The sequence below is a fragment of the Pseudoxanthomonas japonensis genome, from assembly GCF_043632995.1.
Taxonomy (GTDB): domain Bacteria; phylum Pseudomonadota; class Gammaproteobacteria; order Xanthomonadales; family Xanthomonadaceae; genus Pseudoxanthomonas_A; species Pseudoxanthomonas_A japonensis.
The window spans coordinates 2748943-2762928 of sequence record NZ_CP171632.1; the positions used below are offsets into that span (position 1 = coordinate 2748943).

At 67.5% G+C, this 13986-nt stretch carries 11 protein-coding genes; 7 read left to right on the forward strand and 4 right to left on the reverse strand.

All coding sequences use genetic code 11. The features are described 5' to 3' along the window. Positions 1-86: 86 nt before the first annotated feature. From ACGHX3_RS12750 to ACGHX3_RS12760, 3 genes are all read right to left on the reverse strand, one after another. On the reverse strand, positions 87-1007 hold the full coding sequence (locus tag ACGHX3_RS12750) for a transposase (protein WP_313928692.1): 921 nt from the start codon (positions 1005-1007) through the stop codon (positions 87-89). 393 nt (positions 1008-1400) lie between these two features. Beyond that, on the reverse strand, positions 1401-2903 hold the full coding sequence (locus ACGHX3_RS12755; protein ID WP_394695187.1) for an aldehyde dehydrogenase: 1503 nt from the start codon (positions 2901-2903) through the stop codon (positions 1401-1403). A 177-nt stretch (positions 2904-3080) separates the two neighbouring features. Further along, complete coding sequence (locus ACGHX3_RS12760) at positions 3081-3629, reverse strand: cupin domain-containing protein (RefSeq protein WP_162336308.1); 549 nt, start codon at positions 3627-3629, stop codon at positions 3081-3083. Between the two features lie 204 nt (positions 3630-3833). On the opposite strand from ACGHX3_RS12760, the gene ACGHX3_RS12765 reads away from it, so the two are divergent. From ACGHX3_RS12765 to ACGHX3_RS12795, 7 genes are all read left to right on the forward strand, one after another. Further along, on the forward strand, positions 3834-5204 hold the full coding sequence (locus tag ACGHX3_RS12765; RefSeq protein ID WP_394695188.1) for an aspartate aminotransferase family protein: 1371 nt from the start codon (positions 3834-3836) through the stop codon (positions 5202-5204). Positions 5205-5270: 66 nt separating this feature from the next. After that, positions 5271-6386, forward strand: a complete 1116-nt coding sequence (ald, locus tag ACGHX3_RS12770; RefSeq protein ID WP_379608555.1) for an alanine dehydrogenase — start codon at positions 5271-5273, stop codon at positions 6384-6386. 229 nt (positions 6387-6615) lie between these two features. Next, positions 6616-8106 (forward strand): CoA-acylating methylmalonate-semialdehyde dehydrogenase, encoded by a 1491-nt coding sequence (locus ACGHX3_RS12775; RefSeq protein WP_394695189.1) that lies wholly within the window; start codon positions 6616-6618, stop codon positions 8104-8106. Positions 8107-8138: 32 nt separating this feature from the next. Continuing rightward, positions 8139-9386 carry a serine hydrolase domain-containing protein gene (locus ACGHX3_RS12780; RefSeq protein WP_394695190.1) on the forward strand — a complete coding sequence of 416 codons (1248 nt, stop codon included), beginning with the start codon at positions 8139-8141 and terminating at the stop codon, positions 9384-9386. A 161-nt stretch (positions 9387-9547) separates the two neighbouring features. Beyond that, a complete protein-coding gene (locus ACGHX3_RS12785) occupies positions 9548-10333 on the forward strand; it encodes a hypothetical protein (protein WP_394695191.1) in 786 nt (261 codons plus the stop codon). A gap of 166 nt (positions 10334-10499) precedes the next feature. Next, positions 10500-10868 carry a response regulator gene (locus ACGHX3_RS12790; protein ID WP_238391138.1) on the forward strand — a complete coding sequence of 123 codons (369 nt, stop codon included), beginning with the start codon at positions 10500-10502 and terminating at the stop codon, positions 10866-10868. Between the two features lie 42 nt (positions 10869-10910). Continuing rightward, positions 10911-11756 carry a chemotaxis protein CheX gene (locus ACGHX3_RS12795; RefSeq protein ID WP_213602862.1) on the forward strand — a complete coding sequence of 282 codons (846 nt, stop codon included), beginning with the start codon at positions 10911-10913 and terminating at the stop codon, positions 11754-11756. Positions 11757-11772: 16 nt separating this feature from the next. On the opposite strand, the gene rlmKL is transcribed toward ACGHX3_RS12795, so the two are convergent. Continuing rightward, positions 11773-13908: a bifunctional 23S rRNA (guanine(2069)-N(7))-methyltransferase RlmK/23S rRNA (guanine(2445)-N(2))-methyltransferase RlmL gene (gene rlmKL / locus ACGHX3_RS12800; protein ID WP_394695192.1), complete on the reverse strand. Its 2136-nt coding sequence runs from the start codon at positions 13906-13908 to the stop codon at positions 11773-11775. Positions 13909-13986: the final 78 nt, after the last annotated feature.

The window sequence follows — 13986 nt, forward strand, 5'->3', positions numbered from 1 at the left end:
TCGGGGCGATTCTGGCAGAACCATTACCCTTTGGTACGCAATGGGAAGTCCCTCTCCCTGCTTGCGGGGAGAGCAACTGTCTTGATTCAGGCGCAGCAGGACGCGTTCAGATGGTCCCGCATGCGGGCGTTAAGGATGACCAGCAGTTTTCGCATGGAGGCCACCAAGGCGACCTTGGCCGGTTTGCCGCGATCGCGCAGCGATTGGTAGAAGGACCGCAGCGTCGGTTCGTAGCGCACGGCGGTCAGCGTGCCCATGTACAGCGTGGCCCGAAGGCCTGCCCGGCCGCCCCAGATGCGGCGTGCGCCGCGCAGGTTGCCACTGTCGCAGGCCAGCGGTGCCACGCCCACCAGCTTGGCGATGGCCTTGCCACTGAGGTGGCCCAGCTCGGGCAATTGCGTGGCCAGTGCAGAGCGCAGCACAGGCCCAACGCCCTTGATCTGGCCCAGCACGGCCAGGCCGGGCTGCTCGGCTACCTGCTGAGCGATGCGAGCGTCCAGCGCCTTGAGCATGGCTTCACTACGACCCAGGGCCAGCAAGGTCTGCCGACGCAGCCAGGGATCGGTGAGCTGCTCCAGTCGCTGGCGCTCCTGCTGTACGGTCTGCTGCACGTCCAGGCGGCGCTGGTGGTATTGCGCCAGACGGCGCTGCCAGGCCGGTGCAGGGCGATACGGCGTCAGTTCCAGCACCGCCGCCATGTGCGCCAGGATCTGGGCATCGAGCGCGTCGGTCTTGGCCAACTGGCCGGTGGCCTTGGCAAAGTCACGCCCCTGACGGGGATTGATGCGCACCATCGGCACGCCGGCCGCATGCAGGCGATCCAGCGCCTGCTGCTCGTAGCCTCCCGTGGCTTCCAGCACACATTGGCGTACCGGCACCTCGGCCAACCAGTGACGCAGGGCCTCAAGCCCGGTGTCGGTGTTGGGAAATCGAGCCCGACGCTCCATGCCGTGCACATGCGCGTCGATCCATGCCTTGCACACATCAAGACCTATGCCGTATCCCATTGCCCATCTCCGGTAAGCTGCCAGGGTCGAGAGTCCTCCCTTGCGGCCCAGCCTTATCGTTACGAGCGCCTACTCGAGCAACTGTTCGGGCGTGTGCAGGGAGATTCCGGCGTGGCGAGCTTGCTCTCCCGCGGTCGTAGCACCCAAGGTGTGACGCTCAACCACGCCGGCTCTCGGCACCTAATCTGGCAGATCGGCAAGAGATAAGGGTGCCCGAAGAGCCTGCCCCGTACTTGATACGGGGGCGGGTGAGGGGCGAACGGAGATGCGAGAGCTGCGCGCCCGATTCGTTACCGCGCTCGCCCCTCATCCGCCCGTTGGGCACCTTCTCCCCGCCTCGCGGGGAGAAGGAACAGCATGTCCCCGCCTCGCGGGGAGAAGGAACGCCGTAGCTCAGCTACCCAGGTTGATCCAGGTCGCCTTCATCTCGGTGTACTTGTCGAAGGCGTGCAACGACTTGTCGCGGCCGTTGCCGGACTGCTTGTAGCCGCCGAACGGGGCGGTCATGTCGCCGCCATCCCAGTAGTTCACCCACACACTGCCCGCACGCAGCTTGCGCGCCACGCGGTGCGCGCGGCTGATGTCCCGCGTCCACACGCCGGCGGCCAGGCCGTATTCGCTGTCGTTGGCCATCCGCAGCGCCTCTTCCTCGCTGTCGAATGCGATCACCGACAGCACCGGGCCGAAGATCTCCTCGCGGCTGATGGTGTGCTCGTGCGCCACGTCGTCGAACACGGTCGGCTCGATGTAGCAGCCGCCGGCTTCCACCTCGGCGCGCGTACCGCCCAGCGCCAGGCGCGCACCTTCGGCCTTGCCCTTCTCGATGTAGTCCAGCACGCGCTGCGTCTGCCCTTCGTCGACCATCGCACCCATCGGCGCGCCGGGATCGAGCGGATGGCGCGGGCGCATCGCCTTGCCGGCCTCGACCACGCGGGCCACGAACTCGTCCTTGATCGAGCGTTCGACCAGCAACCGCGACGCCGCGGTGCAGACCTCGCCCTGGTTGTAGAAGATGCCGCCCGCCGCCGCCTTCGCTGCGACGTCGAGATCGTGCGCATCGGCGAACACGATGTTCGGGCTTTTGCCGCCGCACTCCATGTAGGCGCGTTTCATGTTCGACAGACCGGCGCATTGCAGCAGCCGCTTGCCGACCGCGGTGGATCCGGTGAACACCAACCCGTCCACGTCCATGTGCAGCGCGAGCGGCTCGCCAGCGGTCTTGCCGAAGCCCGGCACCACGTTGAGCACGCCGGCCGGGATACCGGCCTCGATGGCGATCTCGGCCAGGCGGATCGCGGTGAGCGGCGATTTCTCCGACGGCTTCAGCACGATGGAATTGCCCGTCGCCAGCGCCGGCGCCAGCTTCCACGACGCCATCAGCAGCGGGAAGTTCCACGGCACGATGGCGCCGACCACGCCCAGCGGTTCGCGCGTGATCAGGCCGAGTTCGTCCGGACCGGTGGCGGCAACTTCGCCGTAGACCTTGTCCAGCGCCTCGGCGGTCCAGCCCATGCAGCGGATCGTCGCGGCAAGATCGACGCTGCGCGCATCGCTGACCGGCTTGCCCATGTCGAGCGATTCCAGCAGTGCCAGTTCGTCCGCATAACGCTCGATCAGCTGGGTGAACTTCAGCAGCACCTTCTTGCGGTGCGTCGGGCGCGCGTTCGACCAGACACCCGCCTCGAAGCTGCGGCGCGCCGCGGCGACGGCGCGGTTGATGTCCTCTTCCTGCCCGTCGGCCACCTGGCCCAGCACGCGCCCGTCGATCGGGCTGATGCAGTCGAAGGTCTTGCCGCTGGCGGCATCCACGTACTTGCCGTCGATGAAGGCCTGCGTACGGATCGACAGACCGGCGGCCATCGCCTGCCAGTCCTGTTGCGTGCGGGGTGCGGTCATGGGAACTCCTGGCTGGGTTTCCCTTCTCCCACCGGGAGAAGGTGGCGCGAAGCGCCGGATGAGGGTTCGGCGGAGTCCACGACGCCGGTAACTCACAGGCTTCGCCGGACCCTCACCCCAACCCCTCTCTCCCACGGGACTTCCTCCGGTCGCCGATGGGAGAGGGGCTTGAATCATTCAGAACGTCGCCGGCGTATTCGCGCTGACGATCACCGCGTCCACCTCGCCGACATTGCGGAACCGGTGCGGCACGCGGCTCTCGAAGTAATAGCCTTCGCCGGCCTTCAGCACGCGGACCTGCTCGCCGACGGTGACCTCGACCTCGCCGGCGATCACCACGCCGCCTTCCTCGCCGTCGTGCGCCAGCATGCTGTCGCCGGTGTCGCTGCCCGGCGGCATCACCTCGCGCAGGATGCACATCTGCCGCTGCGGGCGATGCTGGCCGACGAGGAAATAATGGATGCCGTTGCTGCCCACGTCCGGCAGCTCGTCGGCCACGTAGAACGGGCTGTCGGGCAGCCCCTTCTCGAGGTCGAGGGTGAAGAAGTCGGCGAGGGAGATCGGGATGCCGTCCAGCACCTTCTTCAGCGAACTGACCGACGGACTGACCTTGTTCTGCTCGATCAGCGAGATGGTGCTGTTGGTGACGCCCACGCGTTTGGCCAGCTCGCGCTGGCTGAGGTCTTTGGATTTGCGGACCAGTTGCAGGCGTGCGCCGATGTCCATCACCATCCTTGCCGGAAGACCGAAGTGTTGCGGGATACTTTACACCCCGCGACAGGCCGGTCAATCCGTGGCACGCGGGCAATTCTTCAGCCCGATGAACAACGACGGCCGGGATGGGCGAAACACGTCAGATCCGACCTTCGGCACGGTTGTAAAGTTTTTTCAACGCGCTAAGCTGCGCCCAGTCCTTGCCCCGGAGCCGTGATGAGCGCTGACGACACCCCCTCCGCCCTGGCCGAGCACTACGCGCGCCAGAACCTGGACGCGCCCGGTTCGCTGGACCATTTCTGGATGCCGTTCACAGCGAACAAGCAGTTCAAGGCCAAGCCGCGCCTGCTCGCCAGCGCGTCCGGCATGTACTACAAGGACGTCGACGGCAACGAGGTGCTCGACGCCACCGCCGGCCTGTGGTGCTGCAATGCAGGACACGCGCGGCCGCGCATCGTCGAGGCGGTGAGGCAGCAGATCGGCACGCTCGACTTCGCGCCCAATTTCTCGATGAGCTCGCCGCTGCCGTTCAAGCTGGCCGAGCGCCTGGCCGCACTGGCGCCGGGCGATCTGAACAAGGTGTTCTTCAGCAACTCCGGCTCGGAAGCTGTCGACAGCGCACTGAAGATCGCGCTGGCCTACCACCGCGTGCGTGGCGAAGGCCAGCGCACGCGCTTCATCGGCCGCGAGAAGGGCTACCACGGCGTCGGCTTCGGCGGCATGTCCGTCGGCGGCCTGCCGAACAACCGCAAATGGTTCGGTCCGGGCCTGCCGGCCGTCTCGCACATCCGCCACACGCTGGACGTGGCGCGCAACGCGTTCTCGAAGGGCCTGCCGCCGCACGGCATCGAACTGGCGGAGGACCTCGAGCGCCAGATTGCGCTGTACGACGCCTCGACGATTGCTGCCGTCATCGTCGAGCCGGTCTCGGGCTCGGCCGGCGTCGTCATCCCGCCGGAAGGCTACCTGCAGCGCCTACGCGAGATCTGCGACAAGCACGGGATCCTGCTGATCTTCGACGAAGTGATCACCGGCTTCGGCCGCGTCGGCCACGCCTTCGGCGCGCAGCGTTTCGGCGTCACCCCGGACATGATCACCGCGGCCAAGGGCATCACCAACGGCTGCGTGCCGATGGGCGCCACTTTCGTGTCCGAGCGGCTGTTCGACGCCTTCATGAACGGGCCGGACAATGCCATCGACATGTTCCATGGCTATACCTACTCCGGCCATCCGCTGGCCTGCGCCGCCGCGCTCGCCACGCTGGATACGTACGAAGAGGAACGCCTGTTCGACAAGGCCTTGTCGCTGGGCGACTACTGGCAGGAAGCGCTGCACTCGCTGAAGGGACTGCCGAACATCATCGACATCCGCAACATCGGCCTGGTCGGCGCCATCGAACTCGCCCCGCGCGCCGGCGCGCCCGGCACCCGTGCCTACGACGTCTTCGCCCGCGCCTTCCATGAAGGCCATCTCCTGACCCGGGTGACCGGCGACGTCATCGCCCTGTCGCCGCCGCTGATCGTGGAAAAGGATCACATCGACCGGATCGTGAATGTCCTGGCGGACACCATACGGGCAACCGCGTAAAATTACGGATCAACGGCACCAGCGCTCCCCCTCGCGCGAAGCCCCTTCCCGCTACTGGAGAGCACCATGCTGATCGGCGTCCCCAAGGAAATCAAAAACCACGAATACCGCATCGGACTTACCCCGTCCGGCGCCCGCGAGCTGGTGGCCAACGGCCACCAGGTCATCGTCCAGCGCGACGGCGGCAAGGCCATCGGCCTGACCGATGAGCAGTACGTCAAGGCCGGCGCGGAAATCGTCGACACGGCCGCGGAGATCTTTGCCCGCGCCGACATGATCATCAAGGTCAAGGAGCCGCAGCCGAACGAGTGCGCCATGCTGCGCCCCGGCCAAGTGCTCTACACCTACCTGCACCTCGCACCCGATCCGGAACAGACCAAGGCGCTGGTCGCCTCCGGCGCCACCTGCATCGCCTACGAAACCGTCACCGACCGCAAGGGCGGCCTGCCGCTGCTGGCGCCGATGTCGGAAGTGGCCGGCCGCATGTCGATCCAGGCCGGCGCGCATGCACTGGAGAAGGCGCAGGGCGGCTCCGGCGTGCTGCTCGGCGGCGTGCCCGGCGTGAAGCCGGCGGAAGTGCTGGTGATCGGCGGCGGCGTGGTCGGCATCAATGCCGCGCGCATGGCGATGGGTATGAACGCGCACGTCACCATCCTCGACCGCTCGCTCGACCGCCTGAAGTACTTGGACGAGCTGTACGGCCACCAGCTGACCACGATCTACTCGACCCGCGACGCCATCGAAGAGCGCCTGCCCGACACCGACCTGGTGATCGGTGCGGTACTGATTCCCGGTGCCGCCGCGCCGAAGCTGGTCTCGCGCGATCAGCTGAAGCTGATGCGTCCCGGCTCGGTGCTGGTGGACGTGGCGATCGACCAGGGCGGCTGCTTCGAGACCTCGAAGGCCACCACCCACCAGAACCCGACGTACGAAGTGGACGGCATCATCCACTACTGCGTGGCCAACATGCCGGGCGGCGTCGCCCGCACGTCCACGTTCGCGCTGACCAATGCCACCCTGCCCTTCGCCGTGCAACTGGCGAACAAGGGCGCGAAGCAGGCGCTGTTGGACGACGAACACCTGCTCAACGGCCTGAACGTGCACGCCGGCAAGGTGACCTACAAGGCCGTCGCCGACGACCTCGGCTACACCTACGTGCCGGCGCGCGAAGCGCTGGCGTAACCCGCTGTTCCTTCTCCCTGCGCAAGCGGGGAGAAGGTGCCCGAAGGGCGGATGAGGGGCAGCCGGAGCACTCGTTGCCTCAGTGGCAGCCGACTGATCGAACATCCGGAAAGCAGAACACTCGAAACACCGCGCCACCTTTGAAGACACGGGCTCCGTCGCCCCTCACCCGCCCTTTGGGCACCCTCTCCCCGCACGCGGGGCGAGGGATTCCACCAGGTAGTCCGTCATGGCCGAAGCGACTTCCCACTTCATCAACGGACACGCTGCCGCCGGCACGGGCGGCCGCTTCGGCGATGTCTACGACCCCGCCACCGGCACCGTCACCGCACGCGTGCCGTTGGCCTCGGTCGATGACGTGAAGCAGGCGGTGGACGCCGCGTCCGCCGCTTTCCCTGCTTGGGCCGCCACCACGCCACTGAACCGTGCGCGGGTGATGTTCCGCTTCAAGGAGCTGCTGGAGAGGCACGCCGGCGACCTCGCGAAGATCATCACCTCCGAACACGGCAAGGTGCTCTCCGACGCCCGCGGCGAAGTGACGCGCGGGCTGGAAGTGGTCGAGTTCGCCTGCGGCATTCCGCACCTGCTCAAGGGCGAGCACTCGATGAACGTCGGGCGCGATGTCGATTCGTGGAGCGAATACGCGCCGCTCGGCGTCGTCGCCGGCATCACCCCGTTCAATTTCCCCGCGATGGTGCCGCTGTGGATGTTCCCGGTGGCCCTGGCCTGTGGCAACACCTTCGTACTGAAGCCGTCGGAACGCGATCCATCCGCCGCGCTGTTCATGGCCGACCTGCTGAAGCAGGCGGGTCTGCCGGACGGCGTGTTCAACGTCGTGCACGGCGACAAGGTGGCGGTGGACGCGCTGCTGGACGAGCCGCGCGTGCAGGCGTTGAGTTTCGTCGGCTCCACCCCGATCGCCGAATACATCTACGCGCGCGGATCCGCCAACGGCAAGCGCGTGCAGGCGCTGGGCGGCGCGAAGAACCACATGGTCGTGCTGCCCGATGCCGATCTCGACGGCGCGGTCTCCGCACTGCTGGGAGCCGGCTATGGCTCGGCCGGCGAGCGCTGCATGGCGATCTCCGTGGCGGTCTGCGTGGGCGACGCCACCGCGGATGCGCTGGTGGCGAACCTCGCACCGAAGGTCGCCGCATTGAAGATAGGGCCCGGCTGCCTCGACCCCGAAATGGGCCCGCTGGTCACCGGCGCACACCGCGACAAGGTGCGTGGTTATGTCGACGCCGGCGTGGCGGAAGGCGCGGATCTCGTCGTCGATGGACGCGGCCATGTGGTCGACGGCCATGCGGACGGCTTCTTCCTCGGTGGCTGCCTGTTCGACCGCGTCACGCCCGACATGACGATCTATCGCGAAGAGATTTTCGGACCGGTACTGTGCGTCATGCGCGTACCGGATCTCGATGCCGCGCTGCGCCTGGTCAACGAGCACGAATACGGCAACGGCACTGCCGTGTTCACCCGCGACGGCGGTGCAGCGCGCGAGTTCGCCCACCGTGTGCAGGCCGGCATGGTCGGCATCAACGTGCCGATCCCGGTGCCGATGGCCTTCCACAGCTTCGGCGGCTGGAAGCGCTCGATCTTCGGCCCGCTGCACGTGCACGGCCCGGATGGCGTGCGCTTCTATACGCGGCTGAAGACGATCACCGCCCGCTGGCCGGAGACGCACGCGGCCGAGTTCGTGATGCCGACGATGAAGTAAAGTCGGGGCCGGTCCCCGCAAGGCGCTGGCGCATGTCCTTCCGTCGTATCCGCATCCTGCTTCCCCTGGCCTGCCTGGTCGTGTCGGTGGCGGCTTCCGCAGGCGAGCCCGTCGCGCAGGTACGCGTCGCCTTCGACCGCAACGGCATCGTAAGCACGCAGGTGGAAGGCATGGCGGACCTGACTACCGGCCGCAAGCTCGCCGCCGACGATCCGGTGCGCGTCGCCTCGATCTCCAAGCTGGTGACCACGATCGGCGTGATGCGCCTGGTCGAGGCCGGCAAACTCGATCTCGATACCGACGTCTCGACATACCTGGGATGGACGCTGCGTCACCCGCAGTTCCCCGACACGCCGATCACGCTGCGCCTGCTGCTCTCGCACCGTTCCAGCCTGACCGATGCGGCCGGCTACTACGCCACGCCCCTGGGCCAGCCGCTGAAAGGCATCCTCGACGATCCCAAGGCCTGGGACGACACGCACGCGCCCGGTACGCACTTTCGCTACACCAACCTCAACTTCCCGCTGGTGGCGATGGCGATGGAGAACGTCACCGGTGAGCGTTTCGACCTGCTGATGCGCCGACTGGTGCTGGAACCATTGAAGCTCGATGCCTGCTTCAACTGGGAAAGCTGCGACGCCGCCACCGCCACACGTGCGGTCGTGCTGTACCGCGACGGCGCACCGGTGCGCGACGAGAACCGGGCCGGCAAACCCGCCTGTGCCGTGGTGACCGAGGAAGGCGCGGACTGCGACCTCGCCCGCTGGAAAGCCGGCGACAACGGCGCCCTGTTCTCGCCGCAGGGCGGGCTGCGCATCTCGGCGAACGGGCTGGCGAAGATCGGCCGCCTGTTCCTCGGCAATGGCGAGGTCGACGGCGTGAGGCTGCTGTCGTCCGCCAGCGTCGATGCGATGACGGCCCCGCAGTGGACGTTCGACGGCGGCAACGGCGTCACGCACGAGGAAGACACCGGCGGTGGCCAGCCGCGCGCGTTTTTCTGCCGCTATGGTCTTGCCGTACAGACGCTCGCCACCGCGCATGACGGCTGCGGCGACGATCTCTTCGGCGATGGCGTGGCGCGTGTCGGCCATTCCGGCGATGCCTACGCACTGCGCTCTGGCCTGTGGATGGATCGCACGCACGGAACGGGCGTGGCGTACTTCGCCACCGATGCAGGCGCGTCGCCTCCAGGCGAGCAATCGGTCTTCACCCGGGTCGAGGAACGTCTCGCACGCGGCGTCGCGCAACCGGAAGATGGCCAAGCGCGTCCGGAGCAGTGAACGACACGTGAAATCTGCGAACGCCGCGCGCCGTGTCGACGCGGCGTGAAGAAAAGCGCACTTACGTTGCATGCATCGCAACGCATCCATCGCGACTCCGCCTGCGTATCGCCGGCATCCGACACGCATGGTGTCGGCCTTTCCCCTGGAGGAGTCCCCCGATGAAGAAGTCGCTCTTTGCCTTGGCCGTTTCGTTCGCGCTCGCCGCGCCCGCGTACGCCGCCGGCCCCGAACAGGGCAAGCTGTCCATGTCCGTCTTCGGTGGTACCGACACGCCCGTCAGCGGCGACGTGCACGACGGCGCGATCGCACCGGTGCCGGATCTCGGCCCGCTGAATCCCGCACTCGCCGGCGTCAGTGCCGAGTTGCGCATCCAGTCGCGCTCGCATGCCGACATCTACGACAACGCGATGGGCTACGGCCTCGAGTTCGCCTATGGATTGAACCAGAACGCGGAGATCTTCGGCCAGGTGCGCCGCACCGAGACCGACCCGGGTACCGTGCAGGTCGGTGGCGCCTTCGTTCCCGCCCTCAACACCACGTTGCCCGTCTACGGCACCTTCAGCGACTACAAGGCGCTGACCGTGGAAGCCGGCTACCGCCACTACTTCATGGAGCCGGGCTACACGCGCCCGTTCATCGCCGGTCGCCTCGGCGCCACGCAGACCGACGATATCCGCGCCACGTTCGAGATCCCGGATGCCGGCATCACCATCGCCAACGCGCCGTTCACCGAAAAGAAGTGGGCCGCCAGCGCCGGCGTCGATGTCGGCGTGCTGATTCCGGTGAACGACAGCTTCAGCATCACCGCGCAGGCCGGCGTGCGTTACGTGGCCGATCTGAGCGGCGACGACAGCGCCATCGGTGGCCTGGGCCTGGGTTCGATCAACGACACCGGCAAGCGCGTGTCGGTGCCCGTGTCGATCGCCGCACGTTTCGACTTCTGACCGGAGCGCGCCGCGGGCGGGCTGTCCTCCCCCGGGCCGACCGCGGCGCGCCGCCGCTGTACGCTGCACCTCAAGATCTCCCCTGACCGGCCGATACGCCTACATGTCGACCCGCGTCGAACGACGACGCGGGGTTTTCCATGATCCAACAGGGGGATCCACCATCATGTCGTCACGTCCTACCGTCCTGCTGTGCGACGATTCGCGCGCCTTGCGCATGCTGGCGGCACGCCAGTTGGAAGACTGCGGCTTCAACGTCGTCGGCGAAGCCGGCAACGGCAACGAGGCCGTCAGCCAGTACCAGGCCCTCAAGCCCGACGTGGTGCTGATGGACCTGGTGATGCCGGAGTGCGACGGCAAACAGGCGCTCGGCAAGATCCTGTCGCTCGACCCGGCTGCCCGGGTAGTGATCCTCAGCTCGCTGGGCGGGCAGGCGGACATCGAGGAATGCCTTAAGCTGGGCGCGAAGTCCTACCTGCAGAAGCCCATCGATCCGGAGGTGATGGATCGCGTGCTGCACGAAGCGGTCGCCTGACCGCGCGCACGTTCTCCTTCCTCTTCAGTACGAGACCACACCATGGCAGCGAAATTCCTGGGCCAGTTCCTGCTGGAACGCGGCACCATCACCTCGGCGCAACTGCTGGCCGCGCTCGACGCGCAGCGAGCCTCCAACCCCCTGCTCGGTGAGCTCGCCGTGCACCACCGGATGCTGGATGCCGCGCAGGCGCGCCGCATCAACGACCGCCAGCGCGCCGAGGACCGCCGCTTCGGCGACATCGCCCTGGAGATGGGCCTGCTCGACGCCGGCCAGCTCGACGTGCTGCTGGCGGCGCAGAAGAAGGGCCGCAAGCTGTTCGGGCAGATCCTCGTCGAACAGGGCACGTTGACGGCGGAGCAGCTTGAAAGCGAACTGGTCGCGCATCGCCGCGACCTGGACGAAGCCAACCATGCTCTCGCCCTCGGCATCGCCGGCCACGCGCTGGCGGACATGGCCACCAGCGCGATCCGCGTATGCAACCGCCTGTTCCCGCGCCTGGTCGGCAGCCAGTGCCAGGCCTCGGGTATCGCCGATGCCGCCACGCTGGAGGCCTGCGAGGTCACCGCGCATGTGCGCATCGAAGCCGGCAGCCAGTCCATGCTGATCGGGATCGGCTGCGGTCGTGCGACGATGCAGGCGATCGCCTGTTCACTGCTGTCCATCGCTCCCGAACAGTGCGACGACGAACTCGCCGTGGATGCGCTGGGCGAACTGGTCAACGTGCTGATGGGCTACGTGGTGCGCGACACCCTGGCCGACGACGCCAGCTACCGCGCGCATCCGCCGAGCACGGCGCTCTCTGCCGCCGACCTGGCCGCACGCGACAGCACGCTGGCGCTGTCGATGGCCTCTCAGCGCGGCGATTTCGTCCTGATCGTCGGCTGACCCTCAGGGCTGCGCGCTACGCCCGCGTCAGCCGCCACGCGCGGTGGATGCGGGCGTTGCGCTCGAAGTCCGGCGGGATCGTGCCCGCGCTGATCTCCTCGCAGCGCGCGAACTCGGCCACCGCATTCTCGTCGAGCTTGAATCGGCGGAAGTTGTTGCTGAAGTACAGCACGCCGCCCGGCGCCAGCCGGGCCACCGCGGCGCGCAGCAGGCGCACCTGTTCCTTCTGCACGTCGAAATCATCGGCACGCGCGGAATTGGAGAACGTCGGCGGATCGCAGAACACCAGGTCGTACTCGGCCTGCTCCGCTTCCAGCCAGCGCACCGCATCGGCCTGCACCAGCCGGTGCTTCGCACCGCCCAGGCCGTTCTCGGCCAGGTTGTCGGCGCACCACTGCAGGTAGGTCGCGGACAGGTCGACACTGGTCGTCGTCGCAGCGCCGGCCACCGCCGCCTGCACGCTGGCCACGCCGGTGTAGCAGAACAGGTTGAGGAAGCGCTTGCCGCGCGCTTCCTGCGCCATGCGACGGCGCAGCGGGCGGTGATCGAGGAACAGCCCCGTATCCAAATAGTCGAACAGGTTGACCCGCAGCAGCGCGCCGGATTCGCGCACGACGATGAACTCGTCGCGCTGCTGCATGCGGCCGTACTTGGAGCCGCCCTTGCCGCGCTCGCGCGACTTCACCGCGATCTGCTCCTGCGGCACGCCGAACACCTCGCGGGTGGCGGCCAGCAGCTCGCTGAAACGACGACGCACGTCGTGTTCGGGAATGGTGGCCGGTGCGGCGTATTCCTGCACATGCAGGAAGGTCCGCGCCTGGCCGCCCTCCTCCTGGTACACGTCGATGGCGGCGGCATACTCGGGGAGATCGGCGTCGTAGACGCGATAGCAGGTGACGCCGTCACGCGCGCGCCAGTTCTTGAACTTCTTCTGGTTCTTGCGCAGCCGGTTGGCGACCATCTGCGCGCCGTCCGACAGCGGCTTCGCTTCGCGCGGCTCGCGCGCCGGCGTGGCGACCGGATCGCAGACGATCAATGCACACTCGATCGCGCCATTGAACAGCTGGTACTTCTTGCCCGCGCGCAGGCCGGTCGCATAGCCCAGGTCGGCATTGCCGCACAGCAGGCTGGCGCGCCACTGCGGCACCGCCCGTTGCAAGGCATCGCCCAGTGCGCGGTAGAGATCGGCATCGGCAGCGAGGCGTTCGTCGTAGGGCGGATTGCAGACCACCAGGCCACGTGCCGTCTCCTGCACCGGCAACTGCGCCACGTCGCGTGCTTCGAAGTGCAGCTGGCCGGCCAGCCCAGCGAGCACCGCATTGTCACGGGCGGCGCGGATCGCGCCCAGGTCGATGTCGCTGCCGAAGAACGCCGCCCGCAACGCCTTGCGTCCTTCCGTTTCGCGCTGCACCGCCTCGGCGAACAGCGCGCGCCACGCCTCCACGTCGAATCCCAGCCAGCGCGATGGCAGTACGTTGCCGTGCCGTTGCAGGCCGGGCGCCACGTCGGCCGCCATCAGCGCGCCTTCGATCAGCAGCGTGCCGCTGCCGCACATCGGGTCGAGCAGTGCACCACCGTCGTGGTACAGCGCCGGCCAGCCGCCGCGCATCAGCACCGCGGCGGCGAGGTTCTCCTTCAGCGGCGCGTCGTTCTGCGCCTGCCGCCAGCCGCGGCGATGCATCGGTCCGCCGCCCAGGTCGATCGAGATCGTCGCGCGGTTCCTGCGCAACGACAGGTTGATGCGGACGTCCGGCTGCTCCACGTCCACCGACGGCCGTTCCATGCCCTGCTGGCGCAGGCGATCCACCACCGCATCCTTGACGCGCTGCGCAGCGAAACGCGCATGCGTGATGGCTTCACCGGACACGTGGGCGTCCACCGCCAGCGTCAGTTCCGGCCGCGTGTGCTGTTCCCACGGCAGCGCCATCACGCCGTCGTACAGCGCCTGCTCGTTGAGGCACTCGAACTCGGCGATCGGCCACAGCACGCGACTGGCCAACCGCGACCACAGCACTGCACGCTGCGCGTCGACCGGCTCGCCGTCGGCATTGACGCCGGCGACGGTCGCGGTGGCCTTGGGCACGCCGAGCGCGAGCAGCTCGTCGGCAAGCAGGTATTCCAGGCCCTTGGCGCAGGAGACGAAAAATTTCACGATGGAACCTCGTAATGAACGTCACCCCGGCGAAGGCCGGGACCCAGTGACTTTGCCCGCCGCGATCAGCGTCGCTGG

Coding starts and splice junctions, on each gene's coding strand:
- ACGHX3_RS12750 (WP_313928692.1), bottom strand. CDS start 1,007: ATGGGATACGGCATAGGTCTTGATGTGTGCAAGGCATGGATCGACGCG.
- ACGHX3_RS12755 (WP_394695187.1), bottom strand. CDS start 2,903: ATGACCGCACCCCGCACGCAACAGGACTGGCAGGCGATGGCCGCCGGT.
- ACGHX3_RS12760 (WP_162336308.1), bottom strand. CDS start 3,629: ATGGACATCGGCGCACGCCTGCAACTGGTCCGCAAATCCAAAGACCTC.
- ACGHX3_RS12765 (WP_394695188.1), top strand. CDS start 3,834: ATGAGCGCTGACGACACCCCCTCCGCCCTGGCCGAGCACTACGCGCGC.
- ald (WP_379608555.1), top strand. CDS start 5,271: ATGCTGATCGGCGTCCCCAAGGAAATCAAAAACCACGAATACCGCATC.
- ACGHX3_RS12775 (WP_394695189.1), top strand. CDS start 6,616: ATGGCCGAAGCGACTTCCCACTTCATCAACGGACACGCTGCCGCCGGC.
- ACGHX3_RS12780 (WP_394695190.1), top strand. CDS start 8,139: ATGTCCTTCCGTCGTATCCGCATCCTGCTTCCCCTGGCCTGCCTGGTC.
- ACGHX3_RS12785 (WP_394695191.1), top strand. CDS start 9,548: ATGAAGAAGTCGCTCTTTGCCTTGGCCGTTTCGTTCGCGCTCGCCGCG.
- ACGHX3_RS12790 (WP_238391138.1), top strand. CDS start 10,500: ATGTCGTCACGTCCTACCGTCCTGCTGTGCGACGATTCGCGCGCCTTG.
- ACGHX3_RS12795 (WP_213602862.1), top strand. CDS start 10,911: ATGGCAGCGAAATTCCTGGGCCAGTTCCTGCTGGAACGCGGCACCATC.